Annotated in this window: 16 protein-coding genes; 5 read left to right on the top strand and 11 right to left on the bottom strand. The window is 59.8% G+C overall.

Going from position 1 to position 19,049, the window contains the following annotated elements; translation table 11 throughout:
- Window positions 1–1,124 (bottom strand): retention module-containing protein (locus ACIGEK_RS14635; protein WP_397493984.1); only part of this gene is annotated, 1,124 nt, incomplete at its 3' end.
- 322 nt (window positions 1,125–1,446) lie between these two features.
- On the opposite strand from ACIGEK_RS14635, the gene ACIGEK_RS14630 reads away from it, so the two are divergent.
- Genes ACIGEK_RS14630 through ACIGEK_RS14620 form a run of 3 tightly spaced genes read left to right on the top strand, consistent with a single transcriptional unit; the run spans window position 1,447 to window position 6,346 of the window.
- Window positions 1,447–2,790 carry a TolC family outer membrane protein gene (locus ACIGEK_RS14630; protein ID WP_397493983.1) on the top strand — a complete coding sequence of 448 codons (1,344 nt, stop codon included), beginning with the start codon at window positions 1,447–1,449 and terminating at the stop codon, window positions 2,788–2,790.
- Between the two features lie 54 nt (window positions 2,791–2,844).
- On the top strand, window positions 2,845–4,980 hold the full coding sequence (locus ACIGEK_RS14625) for a type I secretion system permease/ATPase (protein WP_397493982.1): 2,136 nt from the start codon (window positions 2,845–2,847) through the stop codon (window positions 4,978–4,980).
- Window positions 4,981–4,999: 19 nt separating this feature from the next.
- A complete protein-coding gene (locus ACIGEK_RS14620) occupies window positions 5,000–6,346 on the top strand; it encodes an HlyD family type I secretion periplasmic adaptor subunit (RefSeq protein WP_397494031.1) in 1,347 nt (448 codons plus the stop codon).
- Window positions 6,347–6,483: 137 nt separating this feature from the next.
- On the opposite strand, the gene mmsB is transcribed toward ACIGEK_RS14620, so the two are convergent.
- From mmsB to ACIGEK_RS14590, 6 genes are all read right to left on the bottom strand, one after another.
- The gene (gene mmsB, locus ACIGEK_RS14615) at window positions 6,484–7,368 is read right to left on the bottom strand and encodes a 3-hydroxyisobutyrate dehydrogenase (protein ID WP_397493981.1); all 885 of its coding nucleotides are present in this window, start codon (window positions 7,366–7,368) and stop codon (window positions 6,484–6,486) included.
- Between the two features lie 39 nt (window positions 7,369–7,407).
- Complete coding sequence (locus ACIGEK_RS14610) at window positions 7,408–8,511, bottom strand: enoyl-CoA hydratase/isomerase family protein (protein ID WP_397493980.1); 1,104 nt, start codon at window positions 8,509–8,511, stop codon at window positions 7,408–7,410.
- 19 nt (window positions 8,512–8,530) lie between these two features.
- Window positions 8,531–9,349 (bottom strand): enoyl-CoA hydratase, encoded by an 819-nt coding sequence (locus ACIGEK_RS14605; protein ID WP_397493978.1) that lies wholly within the window; start codon window positions 9,347–9,349, stop codon window positions 8,531–8,533.
- Window positions 9,350–9,401: 52 nt separating this feature from the next.
- Window positions 9,402–10,568 (bottom strand): isobutyryl-CoA dehydrogenase, encoded by a 1,167-nt coding sequence (locus ACIGEK_RS14600; protein ID WP_269382945.1) that lies wholly within the window; start codon window positions 10,566–10,568, stop codon window positions 9,402–9,404.
- Window positions 10,569–10,574: 6 nt separating this feature from the next.
- Window positions 10,575–11,822, bottom strand: a complete 1,248-nt coding sequence (locus ACIGEK_RS14595) for a substrate-binding protein (protein WP_397493977.1) — start codon at window positions 11,820–11,822, stop codon at window positions 10,575–10,577.
- A 101-nt stretch (window positions 11,823–11,923) separates the two neighbouring features.
- A complete protein-coding gene (locus tag ACIGEK_RS14590; protein WP_397493976.1) occupies window positions 11,924–13,417 on the bottom strand; it encodes a CoA-acylating methylmalonate-semialdehyde dehydrogenase in 1,494 nt (497 codons plus the stop codon).
- A 133-nt stretch (window positions 13,418–13,550) separates the two neighbouring features.
- Here ACIGEK_RS14590 and ACIGEK_RS14585 point away from each other — a divergent pair, with 133 nt between their 5' ends.
- The gene (locus ACIGEK_RS14585; RefSeq protein ID WP_397493975.1) at window positions 13,551–14,432 is read left to right on the top strand and encodes an AraC family ligand binding domain-containing protein; all 882 of its coding nucleotides are present in this window, start codon (window positions 13,551–13,553) and stop codon (window positions 14,430–14,432) included.
- Between the two features lie 38 nt (window positions 14,433–14,470).
- On the opposite strand, the gene ACIGEK_RS14580 is transcribed toward ACIGEK_RS14585, so the two are convergent.
- The 3 genes from ACIGEK_RS14580 to ACIGEK_RS14570 all read right to left on the bottom strand — a co-directional run bounded on the left by ACIGEK_RS14580 (window position 14,471) and on the right by ACIGEK_RS14570 (window position 17,200).
- A complete protein-coding gene (locus ACIGEK_RS14580) occupies window positions 14,471–15,199 on the bottom strand; it encodes a diguanylate cyclase domain-containing protein (RefSeq protein ID WP_397494030.1) in 729 nt (242 codons plus the stop codon).
- A gap of 265 nt (window positions 15,200–15,464) precedes the next feature.
- Window positions 15,465–16,145, bottom strand: coding sequence for a PDC sensor domain-containing protein (locus ACIGEK_RS14575; protein WP_397493974.1), 681 nt, complete (start codon window positions 16,143–16,145; stop codon window positions 15,465–15,467).
- Window positions 16,142–17,200, bottom strand: coding sequence for an extracellular solute-binding protein (locus ACIGEK_RS14570; protein ID WP_397493973.1), 1,059 nt, complete (start codon window positions 17,198–17,200; stop codon window positions 16,142–16,144). The genes ACIGEK_RS14575 and ACIGEK_RS14570 overlap by 4 nt, the downstream gene beginning before the upstream one ends.
- A 222-nt stretch (window positions 17,201–17,422) precedes the next feature.
- On the opposite strand from ACIGEK_RS14570, the gene ung reads away from it, so the two are divergent.
- Window positions 17,423–18,115, top strand: coding sequence for a uracil-DNA glycosylase (gene ung / locus ACIGEK_RS14565; protein WP_397493972.1), 693 nt, complete (start codon window positions 17,423–17,425; stop codon window positions 18,113–18,115).
- A 7-nt stretch (window positions 18,116–18,122) separates the two neighbouring features.
- Here the strand turns inward: ung and ACIGEK_RS14560 are convergent, their stop codons facing one another.
- Window positions 18,123–18,992, bottom strand: coding sequence for a DUF6279 family lipoprotein (locus ACIGEK_RS14560; RefSeq protein ID WP_397493971.1), 870 nt, complete (start codon window positions 18,990–18,992; stop codon window positions 18,123–18,125).
- Between the last annotated feature and the right edge of the window lie 57 nt (window positions 18,993–19,049).

Here is a 19,049-nt window from a genome sequence, read left to right as displayed (position 1 = left end):
ACCAGGGCGCCAGGCTCGGTGCCGCTGACGCTGTAGGTGCCATCGTTGCTGATCAGATCGCCGGCGACACCGCTGTCGGTGGTGAGGGCGAGGGTCGGTGCAGCGACTTGGGTGTCGAGGGTAAAGGTCAGGCTGGACGGTGCCGAGGTGTTGCCGGCGACATCAGTCTGACGCACTTGAATGGTGTTGCTGCCTTCCACGGCCACGGGTGCGGTGGTGCTCCAGGTGGTGCCGTCGGTGCTGTACTCGACCAGGGCGCCAGGCTCGGTGCCGCTGACGCTGTAGGTGCCATCGTTGCTGATCAGATCGCCGGCGACACCGCTGTCGGTGGTGAGGGCGAGGGTCGGCGCAGCGACTTGGGTGTCGAGGGTAAAGGTCAACGGCGTAGAAGGTGATGTATTGCCAGATGGATCTGTTTGGCGAACCAAAACAGTGTTACTGCCTTCATTTGGTGTGAATACAGTGTTCCAAGTCGTTCCACCGTCGGTGCTGTATTCGACCAGGGCGCCGGGCTCGATGCCGCCAACTATCAGTGAGCCATTATTAGTGATCAGGTCAGTGGTGCTGGTACCGCTATCGTTGGCCAGTACCACGCTTGGTGCGCCAGGGGCTGTGGTGTCCAGGGGGGTATTAGCTACCGTTGCCTGGGCTGCCTGTTCACCAGTGGCGAGCAGCTCGTCCTGGGCTGTACCGTTTAGGCCCAAATTGGATGTCTCAAAGCCAATGTTTGCTTCCAGTTGCTGCCCAGTCTCCCCCAGCAATACAAAGCTATGCCCGCCGCCTGCGGCACCGCCCGTGCCTCCACCTGGGCCTGCGGCTGTAGCCTCAAGGTCGGTGGTAGGGTCGAAACCGGCTGCCAGGGCCTGTTCCAGGCTAGGGTTGGGCTCGACTTTATTATCGTCAGCCGGCGCCTCGTTGGCGGGGGCCTGCCAGTTGCTGTTCTGCGCAACGTTGACCAGCTCGCCATTAGCCAGTTGCAGGGTCACTTCGCCACCCAGGCCAGTCATGACCTGTTCGCCCATGAGCAGGCGCTCGCCTTCGAATATTTGGCGCTTGAGGCCGTCAAGGGAAACGGCAAAAACTTGGCCTACAAGGCTTTTTACGATGGCGACGATAGTGCTCATAAAACGGGCTCCGGTATGGGCGCGGTAAAGCGTTGAATATAGTGAAGCAATGCTTTGCGTTGAGTGCTGCTTGTCTGACAAAATAATGTCGTCATAAATTTGGCTTATTCCATTATGGAATTACACATATGCCAAACTATTGACCGAGTGCTCGCGATAATAAACAATGTGCGCGCTGATGTCACTTTGATATTGGCTTGTCTCTAGTGTGAGGCGTGTCACGTTCTGTCGGCTGTTTATGTATCTTGCGCCACTTTGCGTCAAGCGCGTCGCCTCTTCGTTGCTCTAAGTCACTAGCCCAGCCTGAAAGGAATTCCATTCAATGCGTTTTTTTGCACTGTTCCCTCTTGCTCTTGCGGTATCGATGGCTGCTCATGGCCAAACGCTGAATCAAGCCATGCAAAGCGCCCTTGAGGTGCATCCGGAGATCCAAGCGGGGATTAATGCGCGCTTGTCGGTTGAAGAACAGATGAAGGCCGCCAAGGGCGGTTACCTACCGCGGGTTGACTTGCTGGCGGGCTATGGTCGTGAAGGCACCGACAGTCCGGGTACCCGCGGGCAGAACCACAACACTGAAACGCTAAATCGCGGTGAGTCGAGCCTGCGAGTGCAGCAGATGCTATTCGACGGCTTTGCTACCAGCAGTGAGGTCGGCCGCCAGCGCGCTACGGTGAATGCCCGTGCTTATGAATTGCTGGGTACCTCTGAGCGCACCGCGCTTACTGTGGCGCAGGTTTATCTAGATGTGCTAACTCGCCAGGAATTGGTGCGGCTGGCTGAGACTAACCTAGCCAGCCACGAACGTATTTATGACCAGATCACTCTGCGTAGCCAGAGTGGAGTAGGGCGCACTGCCGACCTCGATCAGGCCGAGGCGCGTCTGGCTCAGGCCCGCAACAATTTGATTACCGAACAGACCAACCTGGCGGATGCAAGGGTCAACTATTTTAGTGTGGTCGGTAGTGATGCCAGCGAGCTGAGTCCGCCGGCCGGTCTGGCGGGTCACCTGCCGGAAAGCCTGCCAGCTGCGCGTCAGGAAATGCTCGCCAACAACCCGTTCCTGAGTTCGGCTGAGGCTGATGTTCAGGCCAGCGAACAGCAGTACGAAGCAGCCAAGTCGAGCTTCTACCCGCGCTTTGATGCCGAGTTGTCGCGCGGTATGGACAACAATGTGGATGGTGTCAGCGGTCATAGCAACGAGTGGCAGGCCATGCTGCGTATGCGCTACAACCTGTTTGCCGGTGGCAGCAACAAGGCTGATTTGCAGTCCAAGGCCTATCAGACCAACCAGGCGATGGATATCCGCAACAACGCTCTGCGCGTATTAAATGAAGACCTCGGTCTGGCCTGGAACGCCCTAGAAAATGCCCGCCAGCAGTTGCCGATTGCCCAGCAGTACGTTGACTACAGCAGTCGCGTGCGCGAGTCCTACCAGAAGCAGTTCGGTCTTGGTGATCGTACTCTGCTGGATTTGCTCGACAGTGAGAACGAGCTGTTCACCGCCGCGCGCCGTCTTGAGGAAGTGCGTTTCACCGAGCTGTTTACTCAATACCGGATCAAGGCCACCATGGGCTCCCTGCTCAAGAGTCAGGGTGTAGTCGCGCCAATGGCCGCTGCGCCGCTGGACGAAGTGAAGGCCCAGGTAAACTTGCCCGGGCTAAATTGAGCACTGAGCCCAGTCGTTGATGAGTAAAACCTAGTGGCAGTAGACCCAAGCCCGATGCAAACCCGTAGTGATCCGCGTGATCGCTACGACGACCCTCTGCTCGACAGCCTGTTGTCGCTGTGCGGCCTGCACCAGAAGTCGGTCAGCCGCGCGATGCTCACTGCAGGCTTGCCACTGCCGGAGCAACGCTTGAGTGCCGAGCTGTTGCCGCGCGCGGCGGCGCGGGCGGGGTTGCAGGGACGCTGGTTACGCCGGGCTTTGGAGAAAATTCCGGCCCTGGCCATGCCAGCCTTGTTGCTGCTGCACGACGGTCGCAGCGCCATTCTGCTGGGTTGGGATGACCAGGGTCGCGCGCGCATCATGCCCAGCGAAAGCGAAGGTGGTGAGGTGCGCGTCAGTGCCGAGGTGCTAGCTGAGGATTACAGTGGGCGGGTGTTCTTTGCCCAGCCGCAGCACAAATTCGATTTCAACCGTGGTGAGCTGATCCCGCGCGCCACGTCCTGGTTTCGTGACACCCTCAAACGCTCACGCTGGCTGTATATCGATGCCATAGCGGCAAGTTTTCTGATCAACCTGATCGGCCTGGCCACGCCGCTGTTCGTGATGAACGTGTACGACCGCGTCGTGCCCAATCAGGCCGAAGCCACTCTGTGGGTGTTGTCGATAGGCATCACCGGGGTGTTCTGCTTCGACTTGTTGCTGAAGACCCTGCGCGGGTTGTGCCTCGACCTGGCGGGCAAGAAGACCGACCTGATCATCTCCGCCACGTTGTTCGAGCGCATCGTCGGCATGGCCATGAAGTTTCGCCCGGCGCGGGTCGGCAGCTTTGCGCAGAACATTCACGAATTTCAGAGCCTGCGCGACTTTCTCGCCTCGCTAACATTGGCCAGCGTCATCGACCTACCGTTTACTCTGTTGATTCTCGCGGTGATCGCCATGATCGGTGGCCATCTGGTGTGGATTCCGGTGCTCGCATTCCCGCTGGTGGCCTTGATCGGCTGGGCCTTGCAGCGCCCGCTGGCTGAGACCATGCAACGCACCATGGCCCTGGCCGGTGAGCGTCAATCGAGCCTGATCGAGAGCTTGGCCGGGTTGGATGCGGTTAAGGTGAATAACGCCGAGAGCGAGCGTCAATATCTGTGGGAGCAGACCATTGGCACCCTCAGCCGTTTGGAGTTGCGTGCGCGCATGCTCTCCAGTCTGGCGATGAACGGCACCATGCTGCTGCAGCAACTGGCGGGTGTGGTGGTGATCGTGCTCGGTGTGTACCAGATCATCGACGGCAACCTGAGCATGGGCGGGCTGATTGCCTGCTACATGCTTAGCAGCCGCGCGCTGGGGCCGTTGACGCAGATTTCCGGGTTGCTGACCCGCTATCAGCAGGCGCGGGTGACCTTGGATTCGGTCAACCAGATGATGGAGCTGCCGCAGGAACGCCACGCGGATGAACGCCCGCTCAAGCGCCAGTCGTTGCAAGGCGCCATCGAGTTTCGTCAGCTGGATTTCCATTATCCGGATCAGCAGCAGGCCGCTCTGCTAGGGATCAATCTGGTTGTTCGGCCGGGTGAGAAAATTGGCATCATCGGTCGCAGTGGCTCGGGCAAAAGCTCGTTGGCCAAGCTGATTGTCGGCCTGTATCAGCCCGATGGCGGCAGCCTGCTGGTCGATGGCATCGATGTACGTCAGCTAGATGTCAGCGATCTGCGGCATAACATTGGCTATGTGCCGCAAGATATTCAGCTATTCAGCGGTACCCTGCGCGACAATCTGGTGTCCGGTGCGCGTTATGTCGAAGACGAACTGGTGTTGCAGGCCGCCGAATTGGCAGGTGTGCACGAATTTGCCCGGTTGCACCCAAAAGGCTACGAGTTGCAGGTTGGCGAGCGTGGCCAGAACCTCTCCGGCGGTCAGCGGCAGAACGTCGCCCTGGCGCGCGCGTTATTGCTCGATCCGCCGATTCTGCTGCTTGATGAACCAACCAGTGCCATGGATAACACCGGCGAAGAACGCCTCAAGCAGCGCTTGTCTGCGGTGATTGGCACCAAGACCCTGCTGCTTGTGACCCACCGCGCCTCGATGCTTAGCCTGGTTGACCGGCTGGTCATTGTCGACCGTGGGCAGATCATCGCCGACGGGCCAAAAAGTAGTGTGATGGAAGCGCTGAAGAAGGGGCAGATCAGTGTCAGCTAAAGCGCCTGAGAAAAGGAGCCTGCGTCAGGCTGTTGCCGCCTATTTCGGCAGTCACGATGAGCTGGGTGATGAACCGCTGCCGGAGGTCAACAAGGCGTTGATCGAAGACGCTCCAAGGGTGGTGCGGCTCACCATCTGGGGCTTGATTGCCTTTGTAGTGTTCTGCCTGCTGTGGGCTAACTTCGCCGTGGTCGATGAAGTGACCCGTGGCGATGGCAAGGCGATTCCGTCCTCGCGGCTGCAGAAAATCCAGAACCTCGAAGGCGGCATCGTCGCCGAGCTGTTTGTTCGTGAAGGGCAGATTGTCGACGCGGGCGATCCGCTGTTACGCCTCGATGACACGCGCTTTGCCTCCAACGTCGGCGAAACCGAGGCAGATCGCCTGGCCCTACTGCTGCGCGTGGAGCGTCTGAGCGCCGAAGTGCAGGACCGCGAGCTGGTGGTGGCCGATGAAGTGCGCGAGAAGGTGCCGAGGCAGGCGGATAACGAAATTCAGTTATTCAACAGCCGCAAACAGCAATTGCTCGATGAAGTAGCTGGCCTGGAAGAGCAGTTGATTCAGCGCCAACAGGAACTGCGCGAGTTTGCCTCCAAGCAGGGGCAGTTCCGCAATAGCCTCAGTTTGCTGCGTCAGGAAGTGCAGATGTCCGAGCCTCTGGTGGCCCAAGGCGCAATTTCCCAGGTGGAGGTACTGCGCCTCAAACGTGCCGAAGTGGAGGCGCGCGGCCAGCTGGAGGCCACTACTCTGGCGATACCGCGCGCCGAGTCGGCGATCAAGGAAGTCGAGCGCAAGATCGATGAAACCCGTGGGCGTTTTCGCAGCGAGGCGCTGACCGAGCTCAACGAGGCGCGCACCGAGCTGAGCAAAATCCAGTCAACCGGCAAGGCGCTGGAAGATCGGGTCAACCGCACTCTGGTGATCTCGCCGGTACGCGGCATCGTTAAACAACTACTGGTCACCACCATCGGCGGGGTGATCCAGCCGGGTAGCGACCTGGTGGAAATCGTGCCGCTGGGTGAGAACCTGCTGGTCGAGGCGCGGATTCGTCCGCAGGACATCGCCTTCCTGCATCCAGGGCAGGAGGCCATGGTCAAATTCACCGCCTATGACTACACCATTTATGGCGGGCTCAAGGCTGAACTCGAACAGATCGGTGCTGACACGGTGACCGATGATGATGGCAACAGCTTTTATGTGATCAAGCTGCGTACCAACAAGAGTCATCTGGGTAGCGATGAGCACCCGCTGTTGATTATTCCCGGCATGGTTGCTTCGGTGGATATCATCACTGGCAAGAAGAGCGTGCTCAGTTACTTGCTTAAACCAATTCTTCGTGCGCGCTCTGAGGCCTTGCGCGAGCGCTGAGTGGCGGAAGCGCTAAATAGAAAAGCCGCAGCTCGCTGCGGCTTTTTGTTGTCTGCAGAGGTTAGCCATTTGTTGATTTAGGAGCAGCCTGTAGCCGTGCTTGAAGGCTACGGGCATGGCCCGCCTACGGCATACACCTACTCAACAAACAGCTGCTGCACCACCGAGAAGTCCTGCTTGCCCTTGCCCTGTTTAAGCAGCAGGCGATACAGCTGCAACGCCAGCGCGCCCATGGGCGTGCTGCTGCCGCTGGTTTGAGCGGCTTCCTGTGCGAGGCCGAGGTCTTTGGCCATCAGCTCGGCCATAAAGCCGCCGCTGTAACCTTTCGAGGCGGGGGCGTTTTCCATCACACCGGGCCAGGGGTTGTACTTCTCCAGCGTCCAGTTGCCACCTGAGCTCTGGCGCATGATTTCGGCCAGTACGGCTGGCTGCAAACCATTGGCCACGCCCATGGCCATGGCTTCGGCGGTGGCAATCATCTGCACCGCCAGCACCTGGTTGTTGCACACCTTGGCCACTTGCCCTGCGCCATCGGGGCCAGCGTGGAAGATGTTCTTGCCCATGGCTTCGAAGATTGTGCGGGCTTTTTCCAAAGTGTTGGCTGCGCCGCCGATCATAAAGGTCAGGGTGCCGGCTGCCGCCCCCGCCGTGCCGCCGGATACTGGGGCGTCGAGCAGTTCGATACTGCGCGCTGCCGCCGCTTGATGCACCTTGCGTGCGGCTTCCGGGGCAATGGTCGAGCATTCCAGTACCAGACTGCCGGGTTTGATCGCGGCCAGCAGACCGTTATCACCCAGGTACAGGCCTTCAACATGGCGGCTGGCCGGCAGCATGCTGACCACCACATCGGCATCCTGCACCGCGTCCAGCGCGCTGCTGGCAGCTTGGGCGCCGTCTTTGGCCAAGTCCTCGACGGCTGCTTGCAGCAGGTCGAAGGCCCTCAGGTTAAAGCCGGCCTTGAGCAGGTTGCGCGCCATGGGCAGGCCCATATGGCCGAGGCCGATAAAAGCGATTGTTGTCATTGTTATGCTCCTGTCGCGCTGAAAAGTGGCCGTTATCGGTTACAAGTCCGCCAGTGGGTGGACGCCGTCCCAGGCTGGGGCGAAGTGTGCGTCGATCACCTGCTGCGGAATGTTCGCCACATCCGGCCAATGCCAGCGTGGCGCGTGATCCTTGTCAATCAGTCGCGAGCGCACGCCTTCGGGGAATTCCGGGTGGCGACAGCAGTTCAGGCTGATGGCGTATTCCATCTGGAATACTTCGGCCAGGGACAGCTGCTTGGCGCGTTTGATCTGTTCCCACACCAGATGCCCGGTCAGCGGGCAGCCGCCGGCCAGAGTTTTGGCGGCGCGGGCCAGCAGCAGGTCGCTATCGCCTTGCAAGGCGCTGATCGTCTGCCAGGCGTGAGGCAGATCAGCGGTATCGAGCAATTCGTCAATGCGCGCTCGGCGCGGCAGCCACTGCGCTTCTGGCAGTTCGGCTAGGGCCTGATTTTCCAGAGCCTTGAGCAGGCTGTGCAGCTGTTGCGGGCTCTGTTCCTGCCAGTTGAGCTGGGCCAGACCGTTAAGTAAATCGTCCTGCTGGCTGTCGAGCAGTACGCGGTCGGCCAGGTCCAGATCCAGCGCGTCGCGGGCGTTGATGCTGCTGGCGGTCAGGCCGAGAAACAGGCCGAGCTTGCCCGGCAGGCGCGCGAGGAACCAGCTGCCACCAACATCCGGGTACAGGCCGATATTTACTTCCGGCATGCCCAGGCGGCTGCCTGGGGTGACGATGCGGATACCGGCGCCTTGCATCAGGCCCATGCCGCCGCCCAGTACATGGCCGTGGGCCCAGCAGATAAAGGGTTTCGGGTAGGTATGGATGCGGTGATCGAGGCGGTACTCATCGGCAAAGAATCGCCGCGCCAGGGGCGGAATTTCTCCCGGCAGTTCGCGGCACTGATGCACCAGCTGCACCACGTCGCCGCCGGCGCAGAACGCCTTGGGGCCGTTGCCGCGCAGCATTACGCAGGCGATGCTCGGATCGTCCGCCCAGGCCTTGAGCTTGGCATCCAGCGCTTCAATCATCGGCAGCGACAGGGCGTTGAGGCTCTTCTCGGCATCCAGGCTGGCGATGCCGATGCGCATGCCGTGCTGGGCCGGGCGTTCTTCGAAAATTACATTCATCGTGGGTCCATCCTACGGATTACTTATTGCGCCACTGCGGGTCGCGTTTTTCCAGGAAGGCGTTTACCCCTTCGCGGGTATCGTCGGCGTCGAACAGGTCGACAAAGCGCTCGCGTTCTTCCGCTAGCCAGGTATTCGGGCTGCGTTCGCGGGCGCCCTGGATCAGCGGTTTGATGGTGCGTACCGCCACCGGGCTTTGCCGCGCAACCTTGGCCGCCAGCAGCAGGGCGTGGCCACCGGCTTCGCCGCTGTCGACCACTTGCTCGACTAGGCCGATGCGCAGCGCGGTTTCTGCCTCGATGCGTTCGCCGCAGAGGATCATGCGCTTGGCCCAGCCTTCGCCGACCAGCCAGCTCAGGTGCTGGGTGCCGCCGGCACAGGGCAGCAGGCCCACCGTGGCTTCTGGCAGGGCCAGTTGCGCCTGGCGTTCGGCGATGCGGATATCGCAGGCCAGGGCGCATTCCAGGCCGCCGCCCATGGCGTAGCCGTTGATCGCGGCAATCGATACGCCGCGGAAATCGCGCAACGCTTCGAAGGCCTCGCCGAAGCGGCGGGCCATTTCGCGGGCGCGGGCCTTGTCGCCATCGGCGAACAGCTTGAGGTCGGCGCCGGCGCTGAAGAACTTGCCGCCCTGGCCGGTGATCACCAGGGCGTAGATATCATCATCCTGGTTGAGGTGTTCGATCAGCTGCTTGAGGCCGATCAGCGAATCGCGGTCCCAGGTATTGGCCGGCGGTTGGTTGATGGTGATTAGCGCGGTATGCCCGTGCTTTTCCACGGTGAGCTTGTGGGTCAGGTCGAATACACCGGGGTTGTAGGGCTCGATGGCGTGGCTCATGGGTGTCCTCATGTCAGTCATGCAGGGCGGGGCAACCGCCCTAGGCAAAGGGTTACAGCAAGCGATCCAGCATGCCGCCCTGATCCAGCAGGCGGCGGGCAATGATCACTCGCATGATCTCGTTGGTGCCTTCCAGAATCTGGTGCACGCGGCTGTCACGTACCCAGCGCTCCAGCGGGTAGTCGTTGAGGTAACCGTAGCCGCCGTGCAGTTGCAGCGCTTCGTTACACAGGGTGAAGCAGTGGTCGGTGGCAAAACGCTTGGCCATTGCGCAATACAGGCTGGCTTCGCTGTGACCGTGATCCAGCTTGTGCGCGGCTAGGCGCACCATCTGTCGGCTGGCGGTCAGGTCGGTAAGCATGTCGGCGAGTTTGAATTGCAGGGACTGAAAATCGCTCAGTGGCTTGCCGAATTGCTTGCGCTCTTCGACGTAGCGCAGCGATTGCTCCAGCGCCGCTTGTGCAGCGCCCAGCGAGCAGCTGGCGATATTGATGCGGCCGCCATCCAGACCCTTCATCGCGTAGACAAAGCCCTGGCCCTCAGGGCCGATGCGGTTGCCGGCGGGAATACGTACACCTTCGAAAGTGATGGTGCGGGTCGGCTGGGCGCGCCATCCCATCTTCAATTCATTGCGCCCGTATTTGACGCCCTCGGCGTCGGCCGGCACCAGGAAGCAGGACACGCCCTTGGCGCCGCTTTCCTCGCCGGTGCGCGCCATCACGATCAGCACATCGGTGGAGCCTGCGCCGGAGATAAAGCACTTGCTACCGTCCAGCACGTAGTCATCGCCGTCACGTTTGGCGCGGGTGCGTAGGTGCGCGGCGTCGGAGCCGGCGTCTGGCTCGGTCAGGCAGTAGGAGGCCAGTAATTCGCCGCTGACCAGGCGCGGCAGCCAAGCATCCTTCAGCGCCTGATCGGCGAAGGAGGCGAGCATCCACGAGGCCATATTGTGGATGGTCAGAAACGCCGTGGTGGCGATGCAGCCGGCCGACAACTGCTCGAAAATCAGCGAGGCGGATAGCCGGGATAGGCCCAGGCCGCCATCGTCTTCATTGATATACAGCGCCAGGTAGCCCTGCTCGGCGGCGCGCTTGATCACATCCACCGGGAAGTGGTGGTCGCGGTCCCAATCGGCGGCATGCGGGGCCAGTTCACGGCTAGCGAATTGTCGGGCGCTGTCTACCAGCAGGCGTTGTTCATCGCTGAGTTCGAAATCCATAAGTCCTCATTGCAGGGTCAGGGGTTGCCCGGCGGCGCGTCGTTCGGCCTGCCATTCGGCGAGGCTGGGTGCCGCTTGGGTGGCGTCGAGACGATCGACGATTTCAAAGTAGTCTTGCTTGAGCGGGTCCTTGAGCACCTCGGCGCGTTCTTTGACTTTGACGGCATACACCGTCTGCAGGTTCTGGTGGTCGAGGGTGCGCCAGGTTTGTTGACCCTTGAGCAGCTGATAGCTGTGGCCTTCCAGGGCCTTGATCAGCGCTTCGCTGTCCAGGCTGCCCGCGCGTTTGGCGGCATCGGCCCACTGATAGACGATGCTGTACGCCGACGCCGCAGAGCTGGACGGGTACATTGCATAGCGCTCGCTGAAGTCTTTAACGAAGGCTTCGCCGCGCACGGATTTCTCCAGCGCCGGTACGCGCCAGGTCCAGGGTTCGGTGCCGATCACGCCTTCCATCAGGCCGGGGCCGCCTTGCTCGACCATGCTCTGGGTCAGGTTGGGCGCCACGATCTGCATGCGCTCGGTCAGGCCCAGATCCTTGGCGATGCGCATGGCGCGCACCAGGTCTTCGCCGAACAGCACCAGTGCCAGCACTTCGGCATTGCTGGCGGCGGCCTGAGTCAGGGCGTCTTGGTAATCGGCCAGGCGCGCACCGGGGAAGCTCACCTTGAGCCCCGGATGTTGGCCGCTGTTTTCGCTGCCGGTGGTCTGGCGCAACGAGCTTTCGGTGGTGTGGCCCCAGGTGTAATCGGAGGTTATGTAGAAGTAACGCTTGTTCGGCAGGTTCTTGCTCAGGTATTGCCCCAGCACCCGCGCGCTCATCCAGGCGTTGTTGCACTCGCGGAACATGTAGCGATGGCCATCCTTGCCGGTGGTGTCGTTGGAGTAGGTGAGGGTGCCGAAATACAGCAGGCCATGTTCTGCGGCGCGCTTGCCCGAGGCGATGGCCACCGCGCTGCTTGATCCGCCAAACAGCATGGCAGCGCCTTCACTGGCCAGCTTGTCGACGTTCTTAACCGCCTTGGCTGGACGCGATGCGGTGTCCTTGCTCGACAACCGCAGCGTACGTCCGAGCACACCGCCCTGGGCGTTAAGTTCGTCGATGGCCAGCAAGGCTCCGCGCATCTGTGCCAATCCTTCTTCCTTGTAAGGGCCGGTGCGTGGGTAGTTGAGGCCGAGGGTAATCGGCTCAGCCGCTTGCGCACAGGCGGTAAGCCCGGCCCAGAGGGCCAGGGCGGTAGTCAATCGTTGCATGGCAGTTCTCCTTGTTCTTGTTGTTGGAACTCGGAGAACTTTTTACGCCATTCGACTAATTGTTGAGATCGTCTATTGGTCTAACAGGGCCGACACCCTTCTCATTTCAACTGAATGGTCATATTTGCGCCGGCTACGGAGTCTTCATCAAACCAGCGGCTGGTGACCGTCTTGGTTTCGGTAAAGAAACGCACGCCTTGTTTGCCGTAAGCGTGCAAGTCGCCGTAGAACGAACCCTTCCAGCCGGTAAAGGAGAAGAACGGCAGCGGCACCGGCACTGGTACGTTGATGCCGACCTGGCCAACTTCCACTGCGTGCTGATAATGCCGCGCCGCGCCGCCGGAGCGGGTAAAGATCGAAGTGCCGTTGCCGTAAGGGCTGGCATTGATCAGTTCGATGGCTTCTTCCAGGGTGTCGACTTCCATGCACACCAACACCGGGCCGAAGATCTCCTCGCGGTACAAGCTCATCTTGGTCGTCACGCCGCGAAACAGTGTGGCGCCGATCCAGTTGCCGTTGGGGTAGCCCTCTACCGCGCAGTGCGAGCCGTCCAGCAGGCATTCGGCGCCTTCCGCTTTGCCTTCGGCGATCAGCCGAAGTACGCGTTGTTTCGCTTGCTGGCTGATCAGCGGGCCGAAGGCGGCGTGGCCGTCGGTCCAGTAGCCGGGCTGCAGATCGGCCATCTGCGCTCGCAGCTCGTCGATCCATTGCTTCGATTCGCCGACAAAGACTGCCACGCTGATCGCCATACAACGTTGCCCAGCCGCGCCGCAACTGGCGCCGACCAGGTTGCTCAGCACCTGCTGCTTGTTGGCGTCAGGCATGATCACCATATGGTTCTTCGCTCCGGCAAAGGCCTGCACGCGCTTCAGGTGCGCGGTGCCGGTGCGGTAGATGTGCTGGCCAACCGGCACCGAACCGACGAAGGAGATGGCGCGGATATCCGGATGGGTCAGCAGGCTGTCGACCACTTCGCGCGCGCCGTGCAGCACCTGCAATACGCCCTTGGGCGCGCCAGCTTCGATAAACAGCTCAGCCAGGCGATTGGGGGTCAGCGGGTCCTGCTCGGACGGCTTGAGAATAAAGGTGTTGCCGGCGGCGATGGCCAGGGGAAACATCCACAGCGGAATCATCGCCGGGAAGTTGAACGGGGTGACGCCGACGCATACGCCCAGCGGCTGAATCCAGCTGGCGGTGTCGATGTCGCGGGCCACGTTCTCCATGGTCTCGCCCATCATCAGGCTGGCGATATTGCAGGCCTGCTCGACCACCTCGATACCGCGCCAGACATCGCCCTTGGCATCGGCCAGGGTCTTGCCGGTTTCCCCAGCGAGAATTTCCGCCAGCTCGTCATGGTGTTCTTTGAGCAAGTGCTGGTAACGCAGCATCACCCGCGCGCGGTCGGAGACTGGCACTTCGCGCCAAGTCAGGAAGGCTGCCTTGGCACTGGCAATCGCCGCTTCGATTTCCTCGGCGGTGGCCTTGGGTGCCAGCGCGAGAACTTCCTGGGTCGCCGGATCGGTGACTTCGATAAATTCACGGGCGCGGCTTTCGCGCCATTCACCGTCGATCAACTGCGCGATTGCCTTGGCCATTGTTTTCTCCACGCGGGACCTGAGGTCCGATTGTTGTTTTGTCAGTGTTATAGCCGCCTTACTCGGCTTTGTGGATTGACGATCTTGGTCTGCAGATGGACTATCTTGGGATTGAATCAGTAGCCAGGTGCCTATGAACGCGCAGGTCGATACCTCCAACTGGCCACTGCCGGCCAACGGCGTGCGCTTTATCACGCCGCCCCGGCTGCGCCGCCTGCTGGCTAAAAACCCATTGGCGCAAGACTGCTACCCCCTGGCTCTGGGCTTCTACCCGCAGGCTGCGGGGCATCGCATGCATCGTCCGCAGCCGGAGGATCATCTGCTGATCTACTGCCGTGCTGGGCAGGGTTGGCTGGAGACGGCGGATGGACGATTAGCTGTCAGTGGTGGCGATCTGCTGCTGTTGCCGAAAGGCGTGATGCACGCCTATGGCGCGGACGTGGACAAGCCCTGGACGCTGTACTGGGTGCATTTTGATGGCGAGTTGGTAGCGGATTTTCTCAAGCCCCTGGGCAAGGGGCCGCTGTGGCGGATTGGGGTGCAGCCGCGCTTGCTTGCAGAGTTCGACGCCTTGCTTAACTTGCGCAAGCAGGGGCTTAACCAGGCGCATTTCGTTCATGCTGCGCACCAGTTGCAGGTGCTGCTCACCTCCCTGGCTGTGCTGCCGGCGCGCACCACTTTGAAGTCCGGGCGGGTACTGGATGTGGATGCGGTGCAGGCGGTGATGCGCGCCCATCTGCATGATTCGCTAAATCTTGATGAGCTGGCCGCGCAGTTCAAACTGTCGCGCTTTCACTTCGCCAAGACCTACCGCGCCCTGACCGGCCATGCGCCGATTCAGGACTTTATCCAACTGAAAATGGCCTACGCCTGTCGTCTGCTCGACGAAGGTGAGCAGGGCATTCGTCAGGTCGCCGAGCAGCTGGGTTATGACGATGTGTATTACTTCTCGCGGTTGTTTCGCAAAGTGGTGGGCATGGCGCCCAGTCACTACCGTGCGCTGCATCAGGGCTAGGGAGTTGCGCAAAGATGCATGACTGCTTTCGACTATTGCTAGGCGCTGGTGATGGTATTGCGGCCACTGCGCTTAGAGCTGTACATGGCGCGGTCGGCATTTTGTAGCAGGGTTTGCGCATCCCTACCGTCTTGCGGGTAAATGCTGATGCCGAGGCTTGCGCGTACCTGCAGATCTTTGCCATCGATCAACAGGCGATTTTGCAGCAAGGCCAATAACTTCTGGGCAATACCGAGCAGGGTGGCGCGGCTCTCAACCTCCTCGAAGAGTATGACAAACTCATCACCGCCTAAACGGGCCACTGTGTCGCCACTGCGGGTCACCGAGGCGAGCAAGTGAGCAATGTTATCCAGTACTTCATCGCCGGCGGCATGGCCATGGGTGTCGTTGATTTCCTTAAAGTGATCGAGGTCTACATAGAGTAGGCCTAACAACTTGCCGTTGCGCTCTGCGTTGTTGATGGCGTGTTGCAGGCGATCGAAAAACAGGCGGCGATTGGGTAGGCCGGTCAACGGATCGTTGTGCGCCATGCGCTGCAGCTCTTGTTGGTTGGTGTTGAGTTCGATGATCTGCGTGAGGATTTTCTCCTGCATGGCGCGGATATTCCGGGCCAACTTGCCGAGTTCGTCACCGCGCTCGGTTGGCAGTGGCTGCAGGCTGAGGTCTTCGCTGAAGTGGGCGATCGCCAAGCCTATTTGATTCAGTGGTCGAATCATGTTGCGCGCAAGCCACAGTGAGAGCAGCAGGGTGATCAAACTGAGCGCCATAATGATTTGTATCAGGCGCTGATCGAGTTCGCGGGATGCTGCGAGGATATGTTCCTCGGGTACTGCCAGGCCCAGTAGCAAATGCTTGCTCTCAGCTTCGATGCTGACGGTGGTAAAGGCCGCTAGCCGCGTTGGTTGCTCACGTTTGGCTGGCAGGGTACTGAGCATGTTGCCGCTTTGTCCTTCAAGCAGAGCCAGCAGTTCCGGCAGCTGGGTTTGAATCATCACGCTGGGGCCTTGGCCGTTGGCCTGGGACTTGTTGCGCTCAGGGTTGAGCAGCAGTTCGCCCTGACTGTTGGCCAGAAACAACTGATAGTAGTCGGGCAGCTCGCGCTGCAGACGGCTGAACAGCTTCTTGATATTGATGCTCAGTACTATACAGGCCGAGCACTTGCTGGTCATCGCTCCAGATAGGGCTGGCGAGGTGAAGTGTTAGCACGTTGTCCGGATCAAGGCGCGAAGGAGCTATCTCAGAAAAAAACAGCTGCCCCGGCATTAATTTCAGCGTTTTAAACACATAGGGGAAGTGGCCTTTTTCTTGTAAAGCGCTGCTGGAGGCAGGGCCGTTGCGATCAACGTTGATGCGCTCTAGTCCATGGTTTTTCGCGTCGATCAGGCGAATACGCTGGTACTCGGGGTTGGCGTTGAGCATGGAGGTAAATAGCTGAGTTAACTCCGCAAACTCTTTGTTGCTCCTTGGCATGTCTGCAAGCACATCAACCGGTTGTGACTGGGTGCTGAGTACCTTGAGGTCATTGGCGAAATTTTCCAGGCTGATCTGCAGATTGCGCCCCAATACTTGATTGGCCACCAGAAGGTCGCGCTTGGCAGCAGCTATCAGGATTTGCTTGCTGCTGCTCAGGGAGTAGTAACTGGCAAGCCCGCTGAGCAGCAAGCCGAACAAGCAGAGCAGTACGGTGAGCTTGTTGCCGATGCTGAGTTTCAAGGTTGAACCACGTTTTCCGGGCGTTCGCCGGCGAGTATGGATTGCCAGAGTTTGGCGCGCAGTTCTGCGTTTGCCACAGACTGAAGCCAAATCAGGTTCATGGGGGCATTTGAGGCGTGCAGGGTTCGCAGGGTGTTTTCCAGGCCCTGGCGTTCAGTCAATGCCCCGCTGACTTTTGGCTCAAGGCTGTAGTTGATCCATTGCTCAGCCAGATCACGGTTGGGCGTAGTGCGAGTAATTGCCCAACAGTCCAGCCAGGCAAATGCACCTTCCCGGGGGATCACGTAACCCACATCGGCGCCTGCATCCTGCAACAGCTTAAGTTGCTGGCGACCGTAGTTGGCATACATCAAGGCAACGGAGTTTTGCATGAACAGGCTAACCGACTCTTCCGGCAGGCTGTAAAAGCTCAGCACGTTACGCCGCAGCTCAATCAGCTTGGTTACAGCGGCGGTCATTTCTTCGTTGGGTATGGCGAAGGGTGGTTTAGCAAGGGCTTGGCGGGCCAGCGAAAAGCTGTGACTGCTGCCGTCGTAGGCCAGCACTTGACCCTGCCATTGCGGGTCCCAAAGGCTGTCAATCGAGTTCGGTGGGCGGTCCATCATCTTACGGTTATAGATCAGCCCCATCTCGCCATAGACATAAGGGACTCCATAGGCCTGCCCCTGATGCATTAAACCGGGTATGTCGTTGAGTTGACGAAACTGTTGGAGTTGACCGTTGCGATTGTTCAAATTTGCCAGGCGCAAGGGTTGCAGCAGCTGCTGCTGAACGAAGTAGTTGATTTCGGAGGTGTTGGCGGCAATTACGTCGTAATGCATACCGCCATCTTTGCTCAGCTTAAGCCGCAACTCGTCATCGTTGCCGACAAGGGTGACTTCTACGTCGGCGTCATAGCGCTCGGCAAAGGCTTCAACTAAGTCCGCATCGGCATAGCCTGGCCATGTCAGGACGCGTAGCAGTGGCTTGGCCTGTAATGGCAGGCTAAGTAGACACAGTAAGACTATTGATATCAGCGGGCGTGATAGCACGGTAATGGCCTTTGCTTTTTTCATAGTCTAGGCCAGTGCTTGCGTAATGCAGAAGCCCCTGGACCTGTTTGCTTGAGAAGGTTGGCTGAGTTTCAGCATCCATCTCTTCGTACCATCCCTCGGCGCAAATACAACAATCCCATGTATCACCTGGCGCTACAACCGGCGCTGCAATGCCGTTTGCCTTGACTTGCCTGGATGCCTTCCTTAGCGTGCCGCTTCCGTTGGAATAAGCAGGAAACCGGCATGAGCGCTGCAGATAACGTCAAACTCGAAGCTGGCTGGAAGGCCGCTCTGCATGAAGAGTTCGAGAAGCCCTATATGCGCGAGTTGGGTGACTTTCTGCGGGCCGAGAAAGCCGCAGGCAAGCAGATTTATCCGCCTGGTGCGCTGATATTCAATGCGCTCAACTCCACGCCGCTGGCTCAGGTCAAGGTAGTGGTGATTGGCCAAGACCCTTATCACGGCGAGGGTCAGGCCCATGGCCTGTGCTTTTCCGTGCAGCCTGGGGTGAAAACGCCGCCTTCGCTGGTGAACATCTACAAAGAGCTCAAGCGCGACCTGAATATCGACATCCCCAGCCACGGCAACCTGCAGCATTGGGCGGAGCAGGGTGTGCTGCTGCTCAACACCTCATTGACGGTGGAGCATGGCATCGCCGGCTCTCATGCCAAGATCGGCTGGCAAACCTTTACCGACAAGGTGATCGAGGTGGTCAGTCAGCAGCAGGAGCGTCTGGTATTCCTGCTGTGGGGCGCGCACGCGCAGAGCAAGGAAAAACTCATCGATACCAGCAAGCACCTGGTGTTGAAATCTGTACACCCTTCGCCGCTATCAGCGCACCGTGGCTTTATCGGCAATGGTCATTTCAGCCGTACCAACAAGTTCCTGCAGCAACATGAGCTGAGCCCGATCGACTGGCGCTTACCCGAGGCCTGACAACCTGTTAAGCGGCTTTACACTGCTGCTCGTCAAGATCGCGACGCAGGTCGCGCAAGCGGTGGCTCAGACGCTCGCGTTGAGTCGTATCACTGCTGCTTAGCAGTTGGCTGAATAGCGTAGCCATTGCCTGGCGTGAGCGGCCATAACTGGCGCGGTATTCGTCGCTATAGAAACGCTCGCGCTGCTGCAGCAGACGGGTCAGTTGCTCGGCAAAGTCGGCGCTGTCGCGTTCGGCAACCACCGTGCGCAGCTCGGCCTGCCACCGTTGTCGATTCTCCAGCCACAGGCGGTTTTGCTCGCCCAAGCTATTGGCCCAGTCGGCGATATGTTCCGTCTGGACGCTGTTCAGGCGGCCTAGCCAGGGCTGCAGGCGTTCCTGCATACGCGTCTGGCGCTCGCTGATCTGGGTGGTTAGCGGCGGGTCGAGAAAGTCCTGGCGGTCTTCCAGGTTGTCCTCATCCAGCGCGGCATATAACTCGTTGACCTGCTGTTCGCTCAGGCTCTGCAGCAGTTCGATGGCGGTAGGGGTGATCTCGACGCTAATGCGTTTGAGCGCGGCATCAAACTGGGTGAATTGCTCAAGTAGCTGGCTGCTGTCCGGCTGTGGCTGCTTGAGGATACTCTCGGTGATGTGCAGCCAGTCGATATAGCGCGGTAGCTCGACGTTGCAGTGCCATTGCAGGTGTGTCTGCAAGCGGGGCTTGAGCCAGGCCTGTTGCTGGCTGTTGAGGTTCAGGTAGTCGTTCAGCCGCCAGGGCACCAGCCAGTCCAGGTTCCGGTAGGCCAGCCCCAGGCGGCTGCAGGCTGTGACCAGTAGGCTCAGGCAGAGCAATAGCAGCAGGGATTTTGCGGTGGGCCAGCGCAGTACAGTCATAGACAATGCCTCGTTAAGCCAGGCCTGAGAGTACCCCTGCGCAATGCGCCTGCGTGG

Origin of the sequence: Pseudomonas sp. NPDC079086, from assembly GCF_044542155.1 — a bacterium.
Taxonomy (GTDB): Bacteria; Pseudomonadota; Gammaproteobacteria; order Pseudomonadales; family Pseudomonadaceae; genus Aquipseudomonas.
The sequence above is the reverse complement of the archived record's forward strand: the minus strand, read 5'-3'. Positions and strand labels throughout refer to the sequence as shown.